Genomic DNA, 23,351 nt, shown 5'->3' on the forward strand with positions numbered 1-23,351 from the left:
CCCATGAAACGAATACTGTCGGGAATTCAACCCTCCGGAAAACTTCATATCGGCAACTATTTTGGCATGATGCATCCCATGGTCCGCCACATGGAGACCGCGGAGTTGTATGTGTTTATCGTTGACCTGCATGCCCTGACCTCGGTCCATGACCGCGACCGGCTGCGGCAGGGGACCCTGGAGGCGGCGGCCGATTTTCTCGCCCTCGGCCTTGACCCGGAGCGCTGCATCTTCTGGGTGCAGTCCGATGTGCCCGAGGTGTGCGAGCTGTCCTGGCTGTTGTCGGTCCTGACCCCCATGGGGTTGCTGGAGCGCTGTCACGCTTATAAGGACAAGGTGGCCAAGAACATCGCGGCCAGCCACGGGCTGTTTGCCTATCCGGTGCTGATGGCCGCCGACATCCTCCTGTACCAGGCCGAGGTGGTGCCGGTGGGCAAGGACCAGAAGCAGCATGTGGAGGTGGCGCGCGACATCGCCATCCGCTTCAACAACACCTTTGGCGAGACCTTTGTCATTCCGGAACCGGAGATCGACGAGACCACGGCCATCGTCCCTGGCCTTGACGGCCAGAAGATGTCCAAATCCTACGACAACACCATCCCCATTTTTCTCGACGAGAAGGCGCTGCGCAAACGAGTCATGGCCATTCAGACCGATGCCACCCCGGTGGAGGCGCCCAAGGACCCGAGCACGTGCAACCTCTACGCCCTGCTCAAACTCTTTGCCCCGGAAGACAAGATGCGGGAGGTGCATGATTTGTATATCAACGGCGGGGCAGCGTACGGCTATCTCAAACAGGATCTGTTTGAACTGATCAACGACTATTTTGCTCCGGCCCGCGCCAGGAAGAAGGAGTTGCTCGATAACCCCGATTATCTGCGCCAGATTTTGGCCAAGGGAGCGGAAAAGGCTCGGGCCAAGGCGACCGTGACCCTGGAGCGGGTCCGCGATCGCATGGGACTGAAATATTGATGCCTGAGGGGAGATTGGCGGGTGAGGCCGGCATTCAGTCGCTAGGCCGCTAGCGCTTCAATATCTCAATAAAAAAGGCGGGGAACAACCCCGCCTTTTTGTGTTCGGTGCCTAGCGCCAATAATCAAAAACCGACCAGCTCGACGTCAAAGACCAGCCAGGCGTTGGGTGGGATGACCCCGCCCGCGCCCCGCTCGCCATAAGCCAGCTCCGGGGGAATGATCAGGGTGCGCTTCTCCCCTTTGGTCATCTGGCTCAGGGCCTCGTCCCAGCCGCGGATGACCCGGCCGGTGCCCACCGGAAAGGCGATGGGTTCGCCCCGGTCATAGGAACTGTCGAACTTGCGGTTGCCCAGCAGCAGGCGGCCGGTGTAGTGCGCCTTGATCACCGTGCCAGCGGGCGGTGGATTGCCTTCCCCTTTTTGTTCGACCTGGGAGTAGAGGCCGGAATCGGAGCGGACCGCCTTGGGCCACTGCTCCTTGATCATCTTGGTGATCTTTTCCTGCTGGGCCTTGCGGGCGTTTGCCTCCCGATCCGCGATCGCCTTGAGAGCGGCGTCAAAGGCCGCCTGGTCGGTCTTGAAAGCCTCGGCCTCCTTGCCGACCCGGATGATGGTGATCGCCTTGATGGCGTCGCCCTTGTCGATCTTGTTGACGACCTCCTGTCCTTCCACCACCCGGCCAAACACCGTGTGCTTGTCGTCCAGATGGGGGGTGGCCAGATGGGTGATGAAGAACTGGCTGCCGTTGGTGCCCGGCCCGGCATTGGCCATGGAGAGCACCCCGGGGCCGTCGTGGCGCAGGCTGGCATCGAATTCGTCGGGGAAGGTGTATCCTGGGCCGCCGGTGCCGGTGCCCAAGGGGCAGCCACCCTGAATCATGAAGTTGGCAATCACCCGGTGAAAGGTCAATCCGTTGTAAAACGGGGTGCCGGTGGGCTTGGTGCTGCCGCCGAGATGGAGGGTGCCCTCGGCCAGGCCGACGAAGTTGATCACCGTCAACGGTGTCTTGGTGTAAAAAAGTTTGAGCAGGATGTCGCCCTTGGCGGTGGTGATTTTGGCGTAAAGTCCGTCTTTCATGGTTTTTTCCTCGGCAGAAAATGCGGGTTGTCCGGAACAAAAGAGCAGCGCGGACAGGAGCAGCAGCATCGGCAGCCTGGTCATGGAGGTCTCCGGCAGTATTTTGTTCGTTGATATCGACCGCGCCCTCCGCCATGGGGGGCCGCCGGTCGACGGAATTGCGGTTGCATACAAGGCCCCTCTGTGGTTGTCAATGAAAAAGGGTATGATGGATAGGCGCGCGTACCGGTTCTCCGTCAAATTTTTCCGTATCCCGGTCAATCATGGTTGACGGAGAGGCGGTGCTTTTGTTAAATAAACAAATTTTTGTGTCGTGCGGTTCAATCTCTCGGGAGCCTCTTGAAAACACTGCTGTACCTGCTCTACAGTGCACTGGGACATGGCTTGTATGCAATCCTCGTGCTGGCGTTGCCGCTGACACGATTCGTCGGCGGCAGGTACGGCTATGAAGCGGACCAGCGGCTGGGGCGCTATCCCGGCAGGGTCGCCGTCCGGCGTTCCGGCTTTTTAACCCTCTGGATTCATGCTTCCTCGGTGGGCGAGACGCAGGCGGCACTCATTCTCATCGATGCCCTGCGCGCTTCCGGTGAATCCTTCCGTTTTATTCTCACGTCCACCACCGAGCAGGGGCACAGGATGGCCCGCACCCGCCTGGCGGACACCGCTATCTGTCTGATGGCACCCCTTGATGTTCGGCCGGCCGTGCGTCGGGCGATCCGGTCCCTTCGGCCGGATCTGTATATCGGCCTGGAAACGGAGTTGTGGCCGATGCTGCTCGCGCAACTCGGCAACGCCCATGTTCCCCTGCTGCTGCTCAATGGCCGGCTTTCCGAGCGCTCCCACGGCCGCTACCTGCGGGTTCGCTCGTTCATGCGGACCTTTCTGGCCAAGTTCGAGGAGGTTGCGGTGATCACCGAGGCCGACGGGCGTCGGTTTGCCGACTTGGGCGTCCCTGTTAACCGCATCCAGGTCTGCGGCAATCTGAAGTACGACATGCCAGCCGAGCAGACCGAGCAGACCCGGGTGGCCCAGCGTCGGCGATTGGGCGTGACGGACCAGAAGATCTTTGTCTGCGGCTCGACCCATGAGGGCGAGGAAGAATTGCTGTTGCCGGTATTCCGCCAACTCGCCGCCACCTTTGCCGTGATTTGGGTGGTGGCCCCCCGTCATCTTGAGCGTCTCCCCGCGGTCGAATCCTTTTTTCGCCGCGCTGGCCTCGCTGTGGACCGGTATTCCGAACTGGCCCGCAAAGGGCGAACCGCCCCCGTGGTGCTGGTGGATACCATGGGCGATTTGGCCGATCTGTACTGCGGCGGCGATTACCTGTTCTGCGGCGGCAGCCTGGTGAACCGGGGCGGCCACAATATCATGGAAGCGGCCCGTTGGGGGCGTCCGGTCTGCTTTGGGCCGTCGATGAAGGATTTTCGCGATGCCGCCGATTTGCTGCGGACTGGGGGCGGTGGCTTCGAGGTGGCTGACGCCGCTGAACTGACCGTCTTGCTGCTTCACCACCACGCCCATCCCGAAGCTTATCTCGCGGCGTGTGCGCGCGCGGCTGATATCGCTGCCAGCCAGCGGGGCGCGGTGGCCCGTCAGGTGGCCATCGTTCGCCGGCACCTCGATCGGCGGCGGAAATCGACCCCTCCGGGCGAATTTCGCGCCTGAACGGCATGACGGCATAACAGGACATGCTTATCATACCATACACATACGGTCAGAAAGCGCCAGCTCTTCGGGGCGTCCGCCTTCATGAGTGGCCGGAACTTCGTTCTTTTTTAGGGATATTATGAAAGCGTTAATCGGACTTGAAGACGGCACGGTCATGACCGCGCGATCCTTTACCGGACCAGGCGAGGCGGTGGGGGAAATAGTGTTCAACACCAGCATGAGCGGTTATCAGGAGGTGCTCACCGACCCCTCCTATACCGGGCAGTTGGTGACCATGACCTATCCGCTGATCGGCAATTATGGCGTGAACAATGAAGATATGGAGTCAGCCGGCGTGCATCCGCGGGCCTTTCTCATCCGTGAGTATCAGGACTGGCCCAGCAACTACCGGGCCACCGGCAATCTGGCTGATTTTCTCAAACAATACGGAGTGCTGGGCGTCGAGGGACTGGATACCCGGATGCTGACCCGCAAGATTCGCACCACCGGCGCGATGAAGGCCCTGATCACCACCACGGATATGGACCCTGCGTCGGTTGTCCGCCGCGCCCGGAACTGGGCGGGGCTGGTCGGCCGCGATATGGTGGAGCGGGTTGCCTGCGCCGCGAGCTACCGCTGGGAAGGGGAGGGGCCGGTGACGGGAAGCGGTTTTCCCCAAGGCCCGGGCCGTTTCAAGGTTATTGCCTATGATTTCGGCATCAAATACAATCAGCTCCGTCTGCTGACCCGCAAGGGGTGCCGGGTTTTGGTGGTTCCGGCCACCACCTCGGCGGAGGAAGTCCTGGCCCTGCGGCCGGATGGAGTGTTTCTCTCCAACGGCCCCGGCGATCCGGCCGGCGTGCGCGGCGTGGTTGGCAATGTAGGCAAACTGCTCGGCAAGGTGCCGATCTTCGGTATCTGTCTCGGCCACCAGATGCTGGGCCTGGCCTATGGCGGCACCACCTATAAACTCAAGTTCGGCCACCGGGGCGGCAACCAGCCGGTCAAGGATCTGCTCACCGGCAAGGTGGAGATCACCTCGCAGAACCATGGCTTTTGTGTCGATCCCAAGAGTCTGCCATCGTCGGTCGAGGTGACCCACATCAACCTCAACGACGGCAGCCTGGAAGGCATGCGCCACCGCGAGTGGCCGGCCTTTTCGGTGCAGTACCACCCCGAATACGCCCCCGGCCCCCACGATGCCGAATACCTCTTTGACCGGTTCATTCAACTGATGGAGCAGGCGAGCTGAGCGCTCGGCGGTAAAGGAAGACAACCATGCCTAAACGGACAGACATACACAAGATACTCATCATCGGCTCCGGGCCGATCATCATCAGCCAGGCCTGCGAGTTTGACTATTCCGGCGCCCAGGCGGTCAAGGCCCTCAAGGAAGAGGGCTACGAGGTGGTGCTGATCAATTCCAATCCGGCGACCATCATGACCGATCCCGGCCTGGCGGACCGCACCTACATCGAACCGATCACCCCCGAATGCGTGGCCAAGGTGATCGAGCGCGAGCGGCCCGATGCCCTGCTGCCCACCTTGGGCGGTCAGACCGGGCTCAACACCGCGATCAAGGTCGCCGAGCTCGGCGTGCTGGAGCGGTACGGCGTGGAACTGCTGGCCGCCAACATCGAGGTCATCCGCAAGGCCGAGGGCCGCGAGGAGTTCCGCGACGCCATGCGCAAGATCGGCCTCAAGGTGCCGGAGTCGGCCATTGTCCACACCATCGACGAGGCCATGGCGGCCGGCGAGCGGATCGGTTTTCCGATCATCGTCCGCCCCAGCTTCACCCTCGGCGGCACCGGCGGCGGCGTGGCCTACAACCGGGCCGAACTAAACAAAATGGTCACCGCCGGCCTCGACCTGTCGATGACCACCGAGGTCATGTTGGAGCGCTCCCTGCTCGGCTGGAAGGAGTACGAGCTGGAGGTGATGCGGGATCGCAACGACAACGTGGTCATCATCTGCTCGATCGAGAACGTTGACGCCATGGGCGTGCACACCGGCGACTCGATCACCGTGGCCCCGGCCCAGACCCTGACCGACCGCGAATACCAGGAGATGCGCGACGCGGCCATTGCCATCATCCGCGAGATCGGCGTGGAGACCGGCGGCTCCAACGTCCAGTTCGCGGTCAACCCGGCGGACGGCGAACTGATGGTCATCGAGATGAATCCCCGGGTATCGCGTTCCTCGGCGCTGGCCTCCAAAGCCACCGGCTTCCCGATTGCCAAGATCGCCGCCAAGCTGGCCGTGGGCTATACCCTGGACGAGATCAAGAACGACATCACCCGGGAAACCTATGCCTCGTTCGAGCCGACCATCGACTACTGCGTGGTCAAGATTCCACGCTGGACCTTCGAGAAGTTTCCGGAAACCGAGGATATTCTCACCACGGCGATGAAGTCGGTGGGAGAAACCATGGCCATCGGCCGCACCTTCAAGGAGGCTTTCCAGAAAGGCATGCGCTCGCTGGAGGTGGGCCGAATGGGCTTTGGCTTCGACGGCAAGGACGACATGAGCAGCCTGCATCAGGACGATCTCGAACAGGGGTTGCATCGGCCCAATTCCAAGCGGATCAGCCATGTTTTCGAGGCCCTGCGCCGGGGAATGAGTATTGAGCGAATCCATGAGCTGAGTGCGATAGATCCGTGGTTCCTACACAATTTCAAGCAGTTGGTTGAGAAGGGTTCGGAGATTCGCGCCCGAGGGTTCGCCGGGCTGGATCGCGATTTCCTCTATGCGGTCAAGCAGCACGGCTTTTCCGATGTCCAGCTGGCCACCCTGACCGGCACCTCCGAGGACGATATCCGCCAACTGCGCATCGAACTCGGACTGGAACCGGCCTACAAGCTGGTCGACACCTGCGCCGCCGAGTTCGAGTCGTACACGCCTTACTACTATTCCACCTACGAACAGGAGGATGAATCCAGCCGCAGCGCGCGCAAGAAAATCATGATCCTTGGCGGCGGCCCCAACCGCATCGGCCAGGGGATCGAGTTCGACTACTGCTGCGTCCATGCCTCGTTTGCCCTGCGTGAGATCGGCGTCGAATCGATCATGGTCAACTCCAACCCGGAAACCGTGTCCACCGACTACGACACCTCGGACAAGCTGTATTTCGAGCCGCTGACCCGCGAGGATGTGCTCAACATCATCGAGCGCGAAAAACCCGATGGCGTGATCGTCCAGTTCGGCGGGCAGACGCCGCTCAACCTGGCCGTGCCGCTGGCCAAGCAGGGCGTGCCGATCATCGGTACCTCGCCAGACGCCATTGACCGGGCCGAAGACCGCAAGCGCTTTCAGCAATTCCTGCAGAAGCTGGGTCTGCGACAGCCGGCAAACGGCACCGCCCATACCCTGGACGAGGCCCTGGCCGTGGCCGGAGAGATCGGCTACCCGGTGGTCATGCGGCCCTCCTATGTGCTGGGCGGCCGTGACATGCGTATTGTCTACAATGAGCAGGGCATCCGCTCCTTCATGGCTATCCCCGGCATGAGCGGCGGCGAGCACCCGGTGCTGCTCGACCAGTTTCTCAAGGATGCCATCGAGGTCGATGTCGATGCGATCAGTGACGGCTCCATGACCGTGATCGGCGGGATCATGGAACACATCGAGGAGGCGGGCATCCACAGCGGCGACTCGGCCTGCGTGCTGCCGCCCCATACGTTGTCACCGGCGATGATCGAAGAGATCACCGCCGCCACCAAGGCCATGGCCAAGGAACTGGGCGTGATTGGGCTGATGAATGTCCAGTTCGCGGTCCAAGGTCAGACCCTCTACGTGCTGGAGGTCAATCCCCGGGCCTCGCGGACCGTGCCCTTTGTCTCCAAGGCCACCGGCGTGCCGCTGGCCAAGATCGCCACCAAGGTGATGCTGGGGATGAGCCTGGCGCAACTCGGGTTTACCCAGGAAAAAGTCCTCCATCACTGGGCGGTCAAGGAGGCGGTGTTCCCCTTTGATCGCTTTCAGAACGTCGACACCCTGCTCGGACCGGAGATGAAATCCACCGGGGAGGTCATGGGGATCGACGACGATCTGGGGTTGGCCCTGGCCAAGTCGCAGATGGCGACCAACGCACAGTTGCCGCAGAGCGGCACCGCCTTCCTCAGCGTCCGCCACGGCGACAAGGATGCGGTCCTGCCGGTAGCCAGGAAGCTGAGAGAACTCGGTTTCACCATCGTGGCCACCCGGGGCACGGCCGCCAAGCTGAACGAAAACGGTATTGCCTGCAACGAGGTCAACAAAATTTCCCAGGGACGGCCGCATATCCTCGACAAGATCCAGGACGGCCAGGTGCAGTGGATCCTCAACACCTCGGCCGGCAACCGGACCACCGAGGATTCCTATATCATCCGCCGGGCGGCGCTCGATTATCATATTCCCTACACCACCACCATCACCGGCGGCCAGGCCATGACCAGGGCCATGGAGTCGATGCGTCACAAATCAGTGGGCGTCAAGACCATCCAGGAATTCGCAAAGAACATTGACTGAAGGCGAATCAATGTTAAAGTAAGGTATCCGGTTGAAAAATAGGGAGAAGTGGCCACAGGGGCCGACCGTCCTTTTGACGATGTATTTGTGGAGATAATTGTTGAATACCTTTTATAAAAATCTCAGTATGTGGCTGGTCATCGGATTGACCATGATCCTGCTGTTCCAGCTGTTCAATAAGCCGCAGGGCCAGAGCAATTCCATCACCTACAGCGAATTCTGGTCCAACGTGGAAAGCGGCGCCATCAGCAAGGTCAGTATCCAGGGCGAGGAGATCACCGGCATCGGCCAGGATGGACGGCCCTTCAAGACCGTGGCGCCCAACGATACCGGCCTGATTCCCATGCTGCGTGATTCGGATGTGGATATCTCGGTCAAGAAGCCCGAGGAAACTCCCTGGTATCTGACCATTTTTATTTCCTGGTTTCCGATGCTGCTGCTGATCGGCGTGTGGATCTTTTTCATGCGCCAGATGCAGATGGGCGGCAAGGGCGGGGCGCTGTCCTTCGGCAAGACCCGCGCCAAGCTCCAGGGCGAGGGCGAGGTCAAGGTAACCTTCAAGGATGTGGCCGGCATTGACGAAGCTAAGGCGGAACTGGAAGAGATTATTGATTTTCTCCGCGATCCGCAGAAGTTCACCAAGCTCGGTGGCCGCATTCCCAAGGGCGTGCTGTTGGCCGGCTCGCCCGGTACCGGCAAGACGTTGCTCGCCCGGGCCATTGCCGGTGAGGCCGGGGTGCCCTTTTTCACTATCTCGGGCTCGGATTTTGTCGAGATGTTCGTCGGTGTCGGTGCCTCCCGGGTGCGCGATCTGTTCAGCCAAGGCAAGAAAAACGCGCCTTGCATCATCTTCATCGACGAGATCGACGCGGTCGGTCGCCATCGTGGCGCCGGTCTGGGCGGCGGTCACGACGAGCGCGAGCAGACCCTCAACCAGCTGCTGGTGGAGATGGACGGATTCGAGGGCAACGATGGGGTGATTATCATCGCCGCCACCAACCGGCCCGATGTGCTCGATCCTGCCCTGCTTCGCCCCGGCCGCTTCGATCGCCAGGTGGTGGTGCCGGTGCCGGACGTCAAGGGTCGGGAGAAGATCCTCGAAATTTATGGCAAGAAAACCAAGCTGGCCGCCGATGTCGACATGGCGGTCATTGCCCGTGGGACCCCTGGTTTTTCCGGCGCTGATCTGGAAAATCTGATCAACGAGGCGGCCTTGATGGCGGCGCGTGAGGGCAAGGAAGAGGTTGATGCCGCCCAGTTGGAACGGGCCAAGGACAAGGTGATGATGGGGGCGGAACGCAAGTCCATGATCATCAGCCCGCGTGAGAAGGAAATCACCGCCTACCACGAGGCCGGACACGCCCTGGTGGCCCGGCTCCTGCCCGGCACCGATCCCATCCACAAGGTGACCATCATCCCGCGTGGCCGGGCCTTGGGTTTGACCATGCAGCTGCCCATGGATGAAAAATATACCCATGCGCGCGGTTATCTGCTCAATTCGATCGCCATTCTCTTTGGCGGTCGGGTGGCGGAGAAGCTGGTGTTTGACGAGATCACCACCGGTGCGGGCAACGACATCGAACGGGCCAGCGAGTTGGCGCGCAAGATGGTCTGCGAATGGGGCATGAGCGACGAACTCGGGCCGCTGGCCTACGGCAAGAAGGAAGAACACATCTTCCTTGGCCGCGAGATCGCCCAGCATCGTGATTACAGCGAGCAGACCGCGCAGAAGATCGATGCGGCGGTCAAGCAGATCATTGTCGAGGCCAACGACAAGGTGACCCGCTTGCTCGACGAGAATCGGGACATCCTCAAGGCCATTGCCGACGAGCTGTTGGAAAGGGAAACCATCATGCTCGAGGACATTGATCGGATCATCGACGAGTTACGTGGCGGTGCCGGGGCGGAGGAGGTCGAGGAAACGGTCGAGGCCTGAGATGTTGCAGGCCCAGAGGGGTGAAGCCGGCCCATCTCTGTCGGAGATATGGATTCGGTTTAGCTGAGGGGGCTGCGGACGACGCATGTTGTTCGCGGGCATGGCCCGCTCCCACGGACCTCACGCTCCGCAGCAGGGGGAGGAGCGGGCCATGCCCGCGATATGAAATTAACCGAGTAACGAATCAACACAATATGGGTTGCCTTCGCAAGCAGAAGGCAACCCTTTTTTTATGGAGAACAAGCAATGACCCACCGCACCAAAATTATGGGGATTCTCAATGTCACCCCGGATTCCTTTTCCGACGGCGGCAAATGGATCAGCGAAAAAGCCTTGGATGAACGGATTGACCAGTTGATAGCCGAAGGTGCGGATATCATCGATGTGGGGGGCGAATCCACCCGCCCCTTTGCCGAACCGGTGCGTGTGGACGAGGAGTTGGCGCGGGTGATTCCGGCGATCCGAAAAATAAGGCAGCGCAGCGACATTCCCATCTCCATCGACACCACCAAGGCAGCGGTGGCTAGGGCGGCCATCGATGCCGGGGCGACGATGATCAACGATATTTCCGCCCTGCGCCAGGATCCCGAAATGCTCGCGGTGGTCCGATCGTTTGATGGCCCGGTGGTGATCATGCACATGCAGGGCACACCGGGGGACATGCAGCGCAATCCGCAATACAGCGACGTGGTCGCGGAAATTAACGACTTTTTCACCGAACGCATCTGCTGGTTGGACGCAAACGGCGTTGACCGCTCACGGATTATCGTCGACCCCGGTATCGGCTTTGGCAAGACCCTGGAGCATAATTTGACGATCCTGCGCAACATCCCAGCCTTCAAGGAGCACGGCTGCCCCGTGTTGATCGGTCATTCGCGTAAATCCTTCTTGGAGCAGGTGTTGGATATTCCAGTGGACGAACGCGACAGCCCGACCGCATTGGTATCTGTCTTTTGTGCTCAGCAGCAAGTTGATATTCTTCGGGTGCATGATACGCGCAGTACTGTGCAGGCTCTCGTGTTGCATAACGTTTTGATTGATTTGCCGTAGTAAGGAGCCGATATACACACCTTAATCGGACCGGGAAGGTTTGCTTTTTTCAGAAATGCGGAAAAAAAAACGGAAATTTTATCTTTTTCTTTATGAATACAACACGTTATTGTGCAGATTCTAGAGTGCATTCATTGTCTGCGTCCCTGAAAGCCGCGTTTGTAAAAATACTTTAATTGCAACAAGTTGCAGCGAGTGAGCGGGTGATTTGTTAATTGTTTTTTTAACCCTATCACAGATAAGGTAAAAGAGATACGGTACAAAATTTCGTTCGACTATATTTATTTTTAATTTCAAATCAGTTGGTTAGCTATGGTTGAGCGTGTATGATTTTAGGGTTGTGATGTGTTGAATGTGGATCGATTTATGCAAATAAATTAAAAAACTGGAAAGGAAAAGAGCCCTGTCCAGGATACTAGCAAATCAATGAGAGGGGAGGGTGTTATGAAGAAACTGATATGCTTGGCAACATTGGGACTGTTAGGTGTCGCGGCGAACGCGCCAGCTATGACCATAACCGCCATGGACAGTGCAGTTAATCTGGCCAACGCGTTGGGGGGGGCAGGCGTTACCATTTCCAATGTAACCTATACTGGTGCATTCGCCGCATCCGGTTATTTTACCGGGGGCGCGGCAGCTGGACTGGGCATTGACAAAGGTGTCGTTCTGACTAGTGGCCGTGCCAGCTATCTGAATGGAACGAGCAACACAAGCGATGCGATCACTGGTATTAACAATTTGGCAGGCGATGGAGATTTGAATGGACTGATTCCGGGATATTCCACCCACGATGCCACGGTACTCGAGTTTGACTTTGTCAGTGAAGGATCAACAGCCTATTTTAACTATGCTTTTGGCTCAGAAGAGTATGACGAGTGGGTTGGCTCTGCATACAATGATGTTTTTGGTTTCTTTTTTGACGGGAACAACAACATTGCCCTGATCCCTGGAACTTCTACCCCTGTTGCCATTAACAAGGTCAATGGAGGGTCGTATTCAACCTATTTCAATGCGAATGACCCGACAAATGGCATTCCGACACCGTATGCCTTCGAATACGACGGATTCACCGATATGTTTACCGCTTCCATGACCGGACTGACTGCGGGCCAGACCTATCATATTAAATTGGCCATCGCCGATGCGGGAGACTGGAGTCTTGACTCCGGTGTATTCCTCCAGGCAGGAAGTTTTTCCAAGGATCCTGTTCCGGAACCCGCTACCATGTTGCTCTTTGGTACCGGTCTTGCTGGCTTGGCCGCTGCTGGTCGGAGGCGAGTACAGAAATAATTGATCTGATTTATTGGAAAAGTTGTTAAAAAGCCTGACCGGATCCGGTCAGGCTTTTTTATTACCGTACCGCATCAGTGCTTTTTCATGTGTCATGTCGCATGAAGCAGGGGATGGCCCCTGTTGGGTGAGTGCCATTGATCGATAAAGAGAGATGGAGTGAGCCGTTTCCAGGATATCTTTCTGGCTGTATCCCCCTTTCAGGGGCCACAGTGAAAAACTGTATCCTTGACTATCAGGAATGCTGGAAACATAGATTTCCTTTTTTCCGGATTTTTTTCCGGAAAAAGTTAAAAACGACATAATTTCAATTTGTTCTTTAGGAAGATATGTGTCATGGCGATGCAATTTTTAACCTCATAGATTTATTCTCGTCACAGTGTTTGGCTTGTGCTTTCCTTGGCGCCTTTTTTCAATCTCTTCTGCTTGCGATCGCTTTCTCCCGTGAAGCCCTTGCTCGCTCAGCTTTTCACTGAAAAGAAGCTCCTGCCACATAGGGGCTTTTCAGTACAATGGAATGTGAAGGAGTTTGTCAGCGTGTATGTCCGGAAAAGTGAAAACATGATTTGGATGCGCGAAGGGACAAGACAAGGCGGAACGTTGGGTGTCGTAATGAAACCGATGGATGCCCATCTGTTTGATTGTTATATAACGTATTTAATTTAAAAGATAAAATAAATTCAAGCTTGGCCTGTGGTTAAGAGGGTGTAAAAAAAAGTGAAGTCTTCTGCAAATAAGGTGAATATTTTGCAACCTCGATTGGCAAGGATGGGTACTGTTTCAGTGAACAGAAGAAGTTACCTCTGAGCATGCGCGAAGAGAATTGTTTGCCAGGAAAGCTTGAGCAGACAGCGTCCGCATGTGAAAGAGCGGTGGGATTCATCAATAAATAAGGAGGATTTGGTATGTTAGGGAAAAAATGGTTGTTTTTGGCTGTGGCGGCAATGATGGCTGTATTCGCGAGTTCGGCTCTGGCGGACACCTCGGTTTCGTGGGTATCGCCGTCGAATGGGTCTTCCTATGTTGAGGGCACGGTTCTCGGTGCATCGCAACCCGACGGCGCCATTACCGGTCAGGCCGGCGCCAGCGGTATGACCGGCGGTACCGGTTTGGACCTGATGTTGGTCATTGATGTTTCCGGAAGTATGTCTGGCTCAAAACTCACTGCTGTGAAAGCGGCTGCGGTTGCCTTGGTCAACTCTCTCCCTAACAACACAACGCAAGTTGGCATTGTGAAATATAGTTCCAGTGCAAATATGGTTGAGATGCTTCAGGATTTGACGAGCAATAAATCAGATTTGATTGCAACGATCAACGGGTTGTCTGCAAGTGGATCAACAGCGACTGGGACCGCAATTCAAGTTGCTACAGCTGAGTTGCTTTCTTCACGTGCCATTGCTGGCCATGCTAAAATGGAGGTCGTGTTGAGTGATGGTGAGTACAATGTGGGCATCGACCCTAAGATTGCTGCAGCACAGGCACACGCGCAAGGGATTACCGTGCATACCGTAGGTGTTCAATTATACGGTACCGGTTACACGTCTATGCAGCAAACAGCTGTTGCAGGTGGCGGTATTTTTACCAATGTTAACAACCTCAATGACCTTGTGGCACTTTTCAGCGGTACCGGCGGCAATCTGGTCGGTCTTGACCATGTGGATATTCAGCTAGCCGATGGGTCTTGGAAATATGACATCGCCACCGATGGTTTGGGCAACTTCATCCTTCCTGATCAGGTGATTGCCCTCGGAGCCAACACCTTCACCGCCCATGCCTATGGCACGGATGGAACCTCCGCTTCTGCGGTGTTAACCCTTTACGGGACTCCGAATGCCGTTCCCGAGCCCACCACCATGCTGCTGTTCGGCGTTGGCTTGGCCGGTCTGGTTGGTTTGAGCAGAGCAAGAAAGGCATGAGATAAGTTACTCTGCAATACCGTTTCCACCCAAGGCAAGCATGAATAATGCTTGCCTTTTTTTTATGTTCCACGGTAGAGGATAGACCATGCTGACACGGGTGATAACTGCGTTGCGTCCTAGAAAATTTGAGATGACGGAGGAGAATGTGAAGAAATTGTTTCGCCAATGCGATTCGATGCGGCTGGCTCTAGCGGCTACTCTTTTTTTGTTGTTTGTTCTTGCCGCGGTCAACGCCAGGGCTGTTCCCATGCAGTCGTTGGATGCAACCGGGGATGCCGTGGAACTCAGCGTTGAGGTGGAAAAGGATCCGGACAGTTTCATTGACTTGATGAAACAGGAATTCGCACGGGGCAATATCGACAGCGCCGGCTATTTTGCGGAACAATTGGTGCCACTGCGACCGCAAGAGGCAGACGTGCACGCGATCTATAGCATTTCGTTGGCGGCCACCGGCAAGAACGCGGAAGCGCGCGAGCAACTCAACGCCGCGAAACGGCTGGGGCCAGATACTCTTTTCACCCTGGCCGCTGAGGCGATCATCCTCCAGCGGGAAAAAAATTACACTGAGGCGATAAAGAAATGTGAGCAGGCGATAGCCTTAAACGCAACCCACCCCTATCCGCGCAACATCCTGGGAAGAGTGTATGCCGACATGGGACATCATGCAAAAGCACTTGATTGTTTCCAAAAGGCAGTGGAGTTGAAAGTGGATTTTCTTCTCGGGTACATCAATCTCGGTGCTGTGTCCTATCTTACCGGTGATTATGAGCGATCCATCGCCTCGTTTTCCAAAGCCATCGAACTGAACCGCAACGCATACGCCGCCCATTATGGCCTTGGTGTTGTTTATGAAACCTTGGGAAAAAACAAAGAGGCCATGCAGGCCTTGCAAAAAAGCCTGGAATTGCGTCCCGGCAATGCCTCTGCCCTGGAGACATTGGGTAAACTACAGTTGAAGGAAGGGTTGATTGAAGCCGCCTTGCAGACCGGCAATGAAATGGCGAGCAAGAATATGGATGGCGCTTTCGTGCTGCTTGGGGATGCGTTGCTTCAAGCCGGGAAGACGGACGAGGCTATCGCATCGTTGAAAAAAGCACCACAGGGCGGAGCCGAAGTGCCCTATCTGCTTGGTTACTGCGAAATGGTCCAAGGTCGATATGAAGCGGCCGAAAGACTGATGGAAGACGTCTTGAAAATTGATCCCCGCCATTTTGGCGCATACAGCGCCAGAACGGCCTTGAAATTGTATCTTGGGAAACCGATCGATCCCAAAAAGGAGTTGGCCAATCAGTGGGACCCTGCCATCGGGAAACTGCTTCATTTCACCGCCGGATGCCTGGCCGCCACCGAAAAACGGTGGCCGGATGCGCTGAAGGAATTTCAATCCTCTGAAGGGATGATTAACGGATATTCATTGGCAGGGATTGACCCAAAAACCTTCACCGCAGGGATCAATGAAAAGGAAGGACGATATTTGAACCTTGGTGTGCTGTATTATTTCAAAAGGCTCTTTCCCCAGAGCTTGAGCGAATTTTCCAAGGCCATCGAGATCAATCCTCGTTCCCTTCTCGGCAATTATTGGGCGGCTCAAGTCTGTTTGCAGAAGAAAGATCGTGCCCAAGCCATGCAATTTTTCACGAGCGCGGTGCAAGAAGCCCCCAAATTCTTTGCAGCCCTCTATGCGCTCGGCGAATTGCATTTCATGGCTGGAAAAGTTGATGCGGCCGCAGACTATTATCGTCAGGCGGTGAACGTACACAAGGATCCGGGTCTTTTGATCAAACTTGGCCTGCATGCTGAGCAAACCGGCAACAACGAGGATGCGGCAAAATATTATCAGGAAGTCATCGACACCTTTCCGACTTTTTTTGTCGGCTATAATCAACTGGCTTGGTTATACGCCAAGCGGGGCGTTGAGTTGGATACGGCCATGCGCTTGGCACAAAAAGCGGATGAGCTTCAACCAGGCAATGCCAGCATTCTCGATACAATCGGGTGGATCCACTTTCAAAAGAAAAAGTTTGACGCAGCTGCTTCCCACCTCGAGAAAGCTCTCGAAAGCAACCCGAATAATCCAACAATTCTTTATCACCTAGGACGCACTCTCCTGGCTCAGGGGAAGAGCGATGCCGCCATGGGCCATCTGCGTCGCGCTCTTGAGTTGTCACCGAAGTTTGAGGGGGCAGAGGACGCGCGAAAATTGCTGGGGAAGGAGCAATAAGTTGGCAGTATCAATTGCGTGGCTGTTTTTGTGATCATCGAGCAACGCCTGACCCTCTTCGGTCAGGCGTTTTTGCTTTGTGGCCGCAAATCTCCTTGCACTCTTTGACCGAAAAGAGACGTTGTATATGCCGGTACAGCAAGAGGGAAATTTGCAACGATGTCTCGGGGATTGTTGAGCTTTTCCTTGACAAAATGCGGTGATTTGCTTTACGATTTCGCGTTTTTTATGCCTGCTGCGGAATGTGGTTCCGTCACTTTGCTGGTATTCCGTGCTATTGTTGTGTTGCCTCCCCGAGTCTGAAGGCTGCGAACCGAAAAACGGGTTCGAAAATCGGGCTTGCGGGAAAGGTTGATCACTTTTAATTGTTTCCCTCATCTTGCCTCTCTCTCAACAAGGACGAAACCATGAAGCAATTCAAAATCAAGACCATCAACGCCATTGCCAAGGAAGGATTGAAGCTGTTTGGCACTCGATTTGCCGTCAGCCCGGATGAGGCGGCGCCCGAGGGCATCGTGGTCCGCAGTTCCAAGGTGGATCTCTCCCTGTTTCCCGAGCTGCTGGCGGTGGCCCGTGCCGGTGCCGGAGTCAACAATATCCCGGTGGAAGAGGCCACGGAGAAAGGCGTTTGCGTGTTCAACACCCCCGGCGCCAATGCCAACGCCGTGGTCGAGCTGGTGTACACGTCCCTTGGTATCTGGCTGCGCAATGTCGAGAAGTCCATCGAGTTCTGCCAGGGACTGACCGGCATGAATGACGAGGAGATCAACAAGGAAGTCGAGGCTCGCAAGAAGAAGTTCAAGGGCGAGGAAATGGCCGGCAAGACCCTGGCGGTGTTCGGTCTGGGCAAGATCGGTGTCGGCGTCGCCAATGCGGGCTTGCACCATGGCATGCGCGTTCTCGGCTTTGATCCGTTTCCGGCCCTCGACAACATCCACCACCTCGCCCCCGAGGTCACCTTGGCCCGCTCACGCAAGGAGGCCTTGGCCGATGCCGATTTCATCTCCATCCACATGCCGCTCAACAAGAACACCCGCGGCTATGTGACCGAGAAGGATTTTCTCGAGTTCGTCAAGGACGGGGCAGTGCTGATCAATTATGCCCGTGGGCCGATTGTTGACGAGGATGCGGTCCTGGCCTCCCTGGCCAGCGGCAAGCTCAGGGGGCATATCTCCGATTTTCCCTCGGTTAAATTTCTTGGTCACGAGCAGATCCTGGTGACGCCGCATCTTGGCGCCTCCACCGCCGAATCCGAGGAGAACTGCGCCACCATGGCGGTGCGCGAGCTGAAGAACTATCTTGAATTCGGCAATATCGTCCATAGCGTCAACTTCCCCAACATCGAAACCATTCCCACGGTCGATGTCCATACCCGCCTGACCGTGATCAACCGCGACCAGCCGGGAATGATCGGCATGATCAGCAACATCCTGGGAGCCGAGCGGATCAACATCATGAACTACACCAACAAGAGCAACGGGACGGTTGGTTACAACATCATTGATTGCGCCGGCCCGGTTTCGGAGGAGGTGCAGACAAAGATCGCCCAGCAGGACGGAGTATTGCGGGTGCGGGTGATTCCCTTGGAGATCAAGGGACGCGTTGACTGAAGTGGGTAAAAAATATCCAGTTTTTATTCGCAAGTCAGGTGGGATGTATAAAAATGTTGATCTTTTAACTTATTGATGTGACGAATTTTTATTTTTTCTTTTTTCTTCATGGCTAGGGATGATTAAAAATATTGAACTTTTTTCTCTTGGCCAATGGCGGAAAGCACTGGAAGGAAGAAGTGTATCTCTTTGTTATCGTTATTTCTTTTTTTTTGACGAGAGCGGACTGAAAAACGGCATGAAGCATGCTAATAGTTAAGCAATTCTTCATCTCTTCTCTCCTTTTCCGGCTTGGTTCCTCGATGGATCAAGCCGGTTTTTTTTGAAGGATGCAACTCTCCAGCCCCAACGTCGCCTTGATGGCGCACCCGACCTACGAGCAGTCACTGATGGCGGCGGTCGATCGACTGCTTGTCCCGTGCTTTGCCGGGGTGAATCTACGTGGCGCGCGGGTTGTGCTCAAGCCCAACCTGATCACCACCACCAATGGCCATCTGTCCTGTACCGATGGCCGGTTGATCGAGGCGGCGGCGGCGTGGTTTCTGACCCAGGGGGCTCGGGTGGGGGTCGGCGATTCCCCCTCCTTTGGGAGCGCGCGCGCGGTGCTCGCGGCCATCGGCGCCTTGCCGAGGTTGCAGCGACTCAGCGTGCCGATTGTCGAATTTCGGCACAAACGGCCGATCAAGCTGCCGAGCGGCCGGGAAGCACCCTTGGCCACGGCGGCCCTGGATTGCGATTTTCTGGTGAATCTGCCGAAAATCAAGGCTCATTCGCAAATGCGCCTGACCCTGGCGGTGAAGAATTATTTCGGCTGCGTGCTGGGGTTCCACAAACCCTGGTGGCACATGATCCATGGCGGTAGCCACGAACCTTTTGCCCGGCTGCTGGTGGATCTGCTGACCGTTCTTCCACCCGGCTGTTCCCTGGTGGACGGGATCATGGCCATGCACGGCACCGGTCCCATCCATGGTGGCCCCTACCCCCTGGGGCTGCTTGCGGCGGCAACCAATCCCGTGGCGGTCGATACCGCGCTGCTGGCCGTGCTGGGGGTTGATCCTCGGCGCTGTCCGCTGTGGTTGGCGGCCCATGGGGCAGGAATCAGGGGTACCAGGGAGGAGGAACTGTCCTTTACGCTGCTTGCCCCTGGTGCGTTTGCGGTGGACGATTTCATTGTTCCCGAGGAGTTGGCCCCGGTGCGCTTCAATCCCGTGCGGTTCGTCAAGAGTTCGCTGCAACGGGCGCTGCTCCGTGTGCTTGGCTGAGGAGCAGTCGATGGAAGGTGTTTAATTGCAACGCATAATCAGCCGCCTGTGGCGGCGTCATAGACCAAGGAAGAGTATATGATTGATTTACAAGGAAAAGTGGCTCTGGTGACCGGCGGCTCGCGCGGGATCGGCAAATCTTTGGCGCAGCGGCTGGCCGCTCGGGGTGCCGAGGTGGTGATCAACTATGTCCGCCACCGGACCAATGCCAATGAGGTGGTGGCAGAGATCGAAAAGAGTGGTGGCCGGTGCGTGGCGCTCCGGGCCAATCTGGCCGACGAGGACGATATTGCCGCCATGTTTGCGGAGATCCGCAGCCGGTATTCCCGCCTGGATATCATCGTGTCCAATGCCGCCTCCGGTGTGCTCAAGCCGGTGGCCGAGTTGCGGGGGCGCCATTGGGATTGGGCGGTCAATATCAATGCCCGCGCCCTGATGCTGATCACCCAACAGGCCTTGCCGATGATGACCGCTGGCGGCCGGATCATCGCCATCTCGTCGATCGGCGCGGTCCGCGCCGTGTCCAACTATACCGTGGTGGGCGCCTCCAAGGGGGCTTTGGAATCACTGGTCCGCCATTTGGCAGTGGAACTCGGCCCCCTGGGAATCACCGTCAATACGGTCAGCGCCGGAGTCGTGGAGACCGATGCGTTGAAGAAATTCCCCAATCGGGAAGAGATCATCGCCACGGCCATGGCCCGCACGCCGCTGGGCCGCCTGACCCTGCCCGAGGATGTGGCGAACCTGACCCTGTTTTTGTGCAGCGACATGGCCAGCATGATTCATGGCCAAACCCTGGTGGTCGATGGCGGCTACGCCATTCATGGGTGAGTGTTTTTCAAGAGCCGCCAGCAAAACTCGAAACAGCAGATGGCTGTCAAATAGAGCAGAACGGCGGTGACCAGCGAGGGCCAGCCAACCGCCGTACTGTGACACCACTGCTGAATCGGCCGAAATAGAGCGGCGCCGAATCCGGAGGCGTGCAACATCCAGAATCCGGGAAAAGTGCATCCAACGATCAGGTAAAAGCCGCGACGGAGAAGGGCCATGGGGTGTCAGCTGGGGTTGTGGGAACGGGAGAATTATGACGATACGTCCTTGACTATAAGCCGAAGGCGTGGCCACGCTCAATCCTTTTTACGGAAAAGACCGTCCCCAGGTCGCGTTCCGGGAATTTGCGTTGAATAGTTTTGCGTAAGCATGTATTTTTCGTCTTTTTTATTTCCATCATCCAGTTCGATTCTGCATTGATCGCCCGCACGGATCCCGCCTGATGTCGTGATGCCGCCGACACGGTCCGGGGCTGTTTGCTCGCCGGTTTATCTTTTTCAACTCCACAAGGAGAACTTGTAATGTCCACACATCTTTTTACCTCGGAATCCGTTTCCGAAGGCCATCCCGACAAGGTGGCCGATCAGATTTCCGACGCCATCCTTGACGCCATCCTCACTCAGGACAAACACGCCCGCGTGGCCTGCGAGACGCTGGTGACCACCGGCATGGCCCTGATCGCCGGCGAGATCACCACCGCCGCCTGGGTCGACATGCCCCAGATCGTCCGCGAAACCATCCGCGAGATCGGCTACAATTCCTCGGACATGGGCTTTGATTGGCAGTCGTGCGCGGTGCTGACCTCCATTGACAAGCAATCCGCGGATATTGCCCAGGGCGTCAACGAAGGCACGGGACTCGACCTTGATCAAGGCGCCGGCGACCAGGGATTGATGTTCGGCTATGCCTGCGATGAGACCAACGTGCTCATGCCCATGCCCATTACCTATGCCCACTATCTGACCAAACGCCAGGCCGAGGTGCGCAAATCCGGCCGCCTGCCGTGGCTGCGCCCGGATGCCAAGAGTCAGGTGACCATTCAGTATGTCGACAACATCCCCCAGCGGATCGAGGCGGTGGTGCTCTCCACCCAGCATAGCCCGGACATCAGCTATGACAATCTCAAGGAGGCGGTGATGGAGGAGATCATCAAGCCGGTATTGCCGGCCCAGATGATCGATGCCCAGACTAAATTTTTCATCAACCCCACCGGCCGCTTTGTCATCGGTGGTCCGGTTGGCGACTGCGGAGTCACCGGCCGCAAGATTATCGTCGATTCCTACGGCGGCCGCGGATCGCACGGCGGCGGTGCCTTTTCCGGCAAGGATCCGTCCAAGGTCGACCGGTCCTCCTCCTACATGGGCCGCTATGTGGCCAAGAACATCGTGGCCGCCGGCCTGGCCACCGAAGTCGAGGTCCAGGTGGCTTATGCCATCGGTATTTCCAAGCCGGTCTCGATCAATGTCAAGACCTTTGGTACCGGCAAAATTTCCGAGGATCGGCTGATCGAGGTGGTGGGCAAGGTGTTTGACCTGCGCCCCAAGGCCATCATTCAGCAGTTGGATCTGCTGCGGCCGATTTACCATAAAACAGCGGCCTACGGTCATTTTGGCCGAGAGTTGCCGGAATTTACCTGGGAACGGACCGACAAGGTCGATGCCCTGCGCGACGCGGCCGGGTTGTAATATCGAGAAGCATTTGTGGGTCCCGATCGGGGAGCCAAGGAGTACACATGACGGATTATAAAGTAGCGGATATGAACCTGGCCGAGTGGGGCCGCAAAGAGATCGCCATTGCCGAGACCGAAATGCCCGGCCTGATGGCCCTGCGCGAGGAATTCGGGGCCAGCAAGCCGCTGGCCGGGGCGCGCATTGCCGGTTGCCTGCACATGACCATTCAGACGGCGGTGCTGATGGAAACGCTGGTCCATCTGGGGGCCGAGCTGCGCTGGTCCTCGTGCAACATCTTTTCCACCCAGGACCATGCGGCCGCGGCCATGGCCGCCGCCGGTATTCCCACCTTCGCCTGGAAGGGCGAGACCGAGGAAGAGTTCTGGTGGTGCATCGACCGGACCATCTTTGGCCCGGACAACTGGCGGCCCAACATGCTGCTGGATGACGGCGGCGACCTGACCCTGGTGATGCACCAGAAGTATCCGGAACTGATGCAAGCGGTGCGCGGCATCTCCGAGGAGACCACCACCGGCGTCCACCGTCTCTACGAGATGACCAAGCAGGGCACCCTGCTGGCCCCGGCCTTCAATGTCAACGATTCGGTGACCAAGTCGAAGTTCGACAACCTCTACGGCTGCCGCGAATCGCTGATCGACGGGGTCAAACGGGGCACCGACGTGATGATTGCCGGCAAGATCGCGGTGGTCGTCGGCTACGGCGACGTCGGCAAGGGTTGTGCCCAGGCCCTGCGCGGCATGGGAGCCACGGTGCTGATCACCGAGATCGATCCCATCTGCGCCCTGCAGGCGGCCATGGAAGGATACCGGGTGGTGACCATGGAGGAAGCCGCGCCCCTGGGCAACATTTTTGTCACCTGCACCGGCAACCTGCGGGTGATCACTCGCGCCCACATGGAGGCCATGCCGGATCAGGCCATTGTCTGCAACATCGGCCATTTCGACTCGGAGATCGATATCGCCTCCATCCGCAGCCTGCCTTGGGAGAATATCAAGCCCCAGGTCGACCATGTGATCTTCCCCGACGGCAAGCGGCTGATCCTGCTGGCCGAGGGGCGGCTGGTCAATCTGGGCTGCGCCACCGGTCATCCCAGTTTCGTGATGAGCAACTCCTTCACCAACCAGGTGCTGGCCCAGATGGAACTCTGGCAGCATCCGGGTAAGTACGAGAAGAAGGTGTATTTCCTGCCCAAGCAGCTCGACGAGAAGGTGGCCCGGCTGCATTTGGCCAAGATAGGGGTCAAGTTGACTCAGTTGACCCAGGAGCAGGCCGACTACATCGGCGTGGACATCAATGGGCCGTTCAAGCCGGAGCATTACCGGTATTGATCGTCCGGATTGT

General features: G+C 57.2%; 16 protein-coding genes. 14 read left to right on the top strand and 2 right to left on the bottom strand.

The window, feature by feature from the left end; all coding sequences use genetic code 11:
- Window positions 1–3: 3 nt before the first annotated feature.
- Entirely contained in the window at window positions 4–972 is a 969-nt protein-coding gene (trpS, locus tag DESPR_RS04575) for a tryptophan--tRNA ligase (RefSeq protein WP_015723643.1), read from the top strand.
- Window positions 973–1,096: 124 nt separating this feature from the next.
- Here the strand turns inward: trpS and DESPR_RS19135 are convergent, their stop codons facing one another.
- Window positions 1,097–2,134: a peptidylprolyl isomerase gene (locus DESPR_RS19135; protein ID WP_015723644.1), complete on the bottom strand. Its 1,038-nt coding sequence runs from the start codon at window positions 2,132–2,134 to the stop codon at window positions 1,097–1,099.
- A gap of 255 nt (window positions 2,135–2,389) precedes the next feature.
- Between DESPR_RS19135 and DESPR_RS04590 the strand changes: the two genes are divergently transcribed.
- The 6 genes from DESPR_RS04590 to DESPR_RS04615 all read left to right on the top strand — a co-directional run bounded on the left by DESPR_RS04590 (window position 2,390) and on the right by DESPR_RS04615 (window position 12,476).
- Complete coding sequence (locus tag DESPR_RS04590) at window positions 2,390–3,715, top strand: 3-deoxy-D-manno-octulosonic acid transferase (protein WP_015723645.1); 1,326 nt, start codon at window positions 2,390–2,392, stop codon at window positions 3,713–3,715.
- A 121-nt stretch (window positions 3,716–3,836) separates the two neighbouring features.
- Window positions 3,837–4,949: a glutamine-hydrolyzing carbamoyl-phosphate synthase small subunit gene (gene carA, locus DESPR_RS04595; protein ID WP_015723646.1), complete on the top strand. Its 1,113-nt coding sequence runs from the start codon at window positions 3,837–3,839 to the stop codon at window positions 4,947–4,949.
- A 26-nt stretch (window positions 4,950–4,975) separates the two neighbouring features.
- Window positions 4,976–8,200, top strand: coding sequence for a carbamoyl-phosphate synthase large subunit (gene carB, locus DESPR_RS04600; protein ID WP_015723647.1), 3,225 nt, complete (start codon window positions 4,976–4,978; stop codon window positions 8,198–8,200).
- A gap of 100 nt (window positions 8,201–8,300) precedes the next feature.
- Window positions 8,301–10,136: an ATP-dependent zinc metalloprotease FtsH gene (gene ftsH, locus DESPR_RS04605; RefSeq protein ID WP_015723648.1), complete on the top strand. Its 1,836-nt coding sequence runs from the start codon at window positions 8,301–8,303 to the stop codon at window positions 10,134–10,136.
- Window positions 10,137–10,382: 246 nt separating this feature from the next.
- Window positions 10,383–11,186 (top strand): dihydropteroate synthase, encoded by an 804-nt coding sequence (folP, locus tag DESPR_RS04610; protein ID WP_015723649.1) that lies wholly within the window; start codon window positions 10,383–10,385, stop codon window positions 11,184–11,186.
- 444 nt (window positions 11,187–11,630) lie between these two features.
- Window positions 11,631–12,476: a choice-of-anchor L family PEP-CTERM protein gene (locus DESPR_RS04615; protein WP_015723650.1), complete on the top strand. Its 846-nt coding sequence runs from the start codon at window positions 11,631–11,633 to the stop codon at window positions 12,474–12,476.
- 48 nt (window positions 12,477–12,524) lie between these two features.
- On the opposite strand, the gene DESPR_RS18325 is transcribed toward DESPR_RS04615, so the two are convergent.
- A complete protein-coding gene (locus DESPR_RS18325) occupies window positions 12,525–12,824 on the bottom strand; it encodes a hypothetical protein (RefSeq protein ID WP_169701525.1) in 300 nt (99 codons plus the stop codon).
- Between the two features lie 557 nt (window positions 12,825–13,381).
- On the opposite strand from DESPR_RS18325, the gene DESPR_RS04620 reads away from it, so the two are divergent.
- From DESPR_RS04620 to ahcY, 7 genes are all read left to right on the top strand, one after another.
- Window positions 13,382–14,392, top strand: coding sequence for a VWA domain-containing protein (locus tag DESPR_RS04620; protein ID WP_015723651.1), 1,011 nt, complete (start codon window positions 13,382–13,384; stop codon window positions 14,390–14,392).
- Between the two features lie 88 nt (window positions 14,393–14,480).
- On the top strand, window positions 14,481–16,616 hold the full coding sequence (locus DESPR_RS04625; RefSeq protein WP_015723652.1) for a tetratricopeptide repeat protein: 2,136 nt from the start codon (window positions 14,481–14,483) through the stop codon (window positions 16,614–16,616).
- A gap of 407 nt (window positions 16,617–17,023) precedes the next feature.
- Window positions 17,024–18,226, top strand: coding sequence for a 3-phosphoglycerate dehydrogenase family protein (locus DESPR_RS04630; protein WP_015723653.1), 1,203 nt, complete (start codon window positions 17,024–17,026; stop codon window positions 18,224–18,226).
- A gap of 359 nt (window positions 18,227–18,585) precedes the next feature.
- On the top strand, window positions 18,586–19,488 hold the full coding sequence (locus tag DESPR_RS04635; protein WP_218918274.1) for a DUF362 domain-containing protein: 903 nt from the start codon (window positions 18,586–18,588) through the stop codon (window positions 19,486–19,488).
- 78 nt (window positions 19,489–19,566) lie between these two features.
- On the top strand, window positions 19,567–20,319 hold the full coding sequence (gene fabL / locus DESPR_RS04640) for an enoyl-[acyl-carrier-protein] reductase FabL (RefSeq protein ID WP_015723655.1): 753 nt from the start codon (window positions 19,567–19,569) through the stop codon (window positions 20,317–20,319).
- A 521-nt stretch (window positions 20,320–20,840) separates the two neighbouring features.
- A complete protein-coding gene (gene metK, locus DESPR_RS04645; protein ID WP_015723657.1) occupies window positions 20,841–22,004 on the top strand; it encodes a methionine adenosyltransferase in 1,164 nt (387 codons plus the stop codon).
- 47 nt (window positions 22,005–22,051) lie between these two features.
- Window positions 22,052–23,338, top strand: coding sequence for an adenosylhomocysteinase (gene ahcY, locus DESPR_RS04650; RefSeq protein WP_015723658.1), 1,287 nt, complete (start codon window positions 22,052–22,054; stop codon window positions 23,336–23,338).
- Window positions 23,339–23,351: the final 13 nt, after the last annotated feature.

It is taken from the genome of Desulfobulbus propionicus DSM 2032, from assembly GCF_000186885.1.
Lineage (GTDB): Bacteria > Desulfobacterota > Desulfobulbia > Desulfobulbales > Desulfobulbaceae > Desulfobulbus > Desulfobulbus propionicus.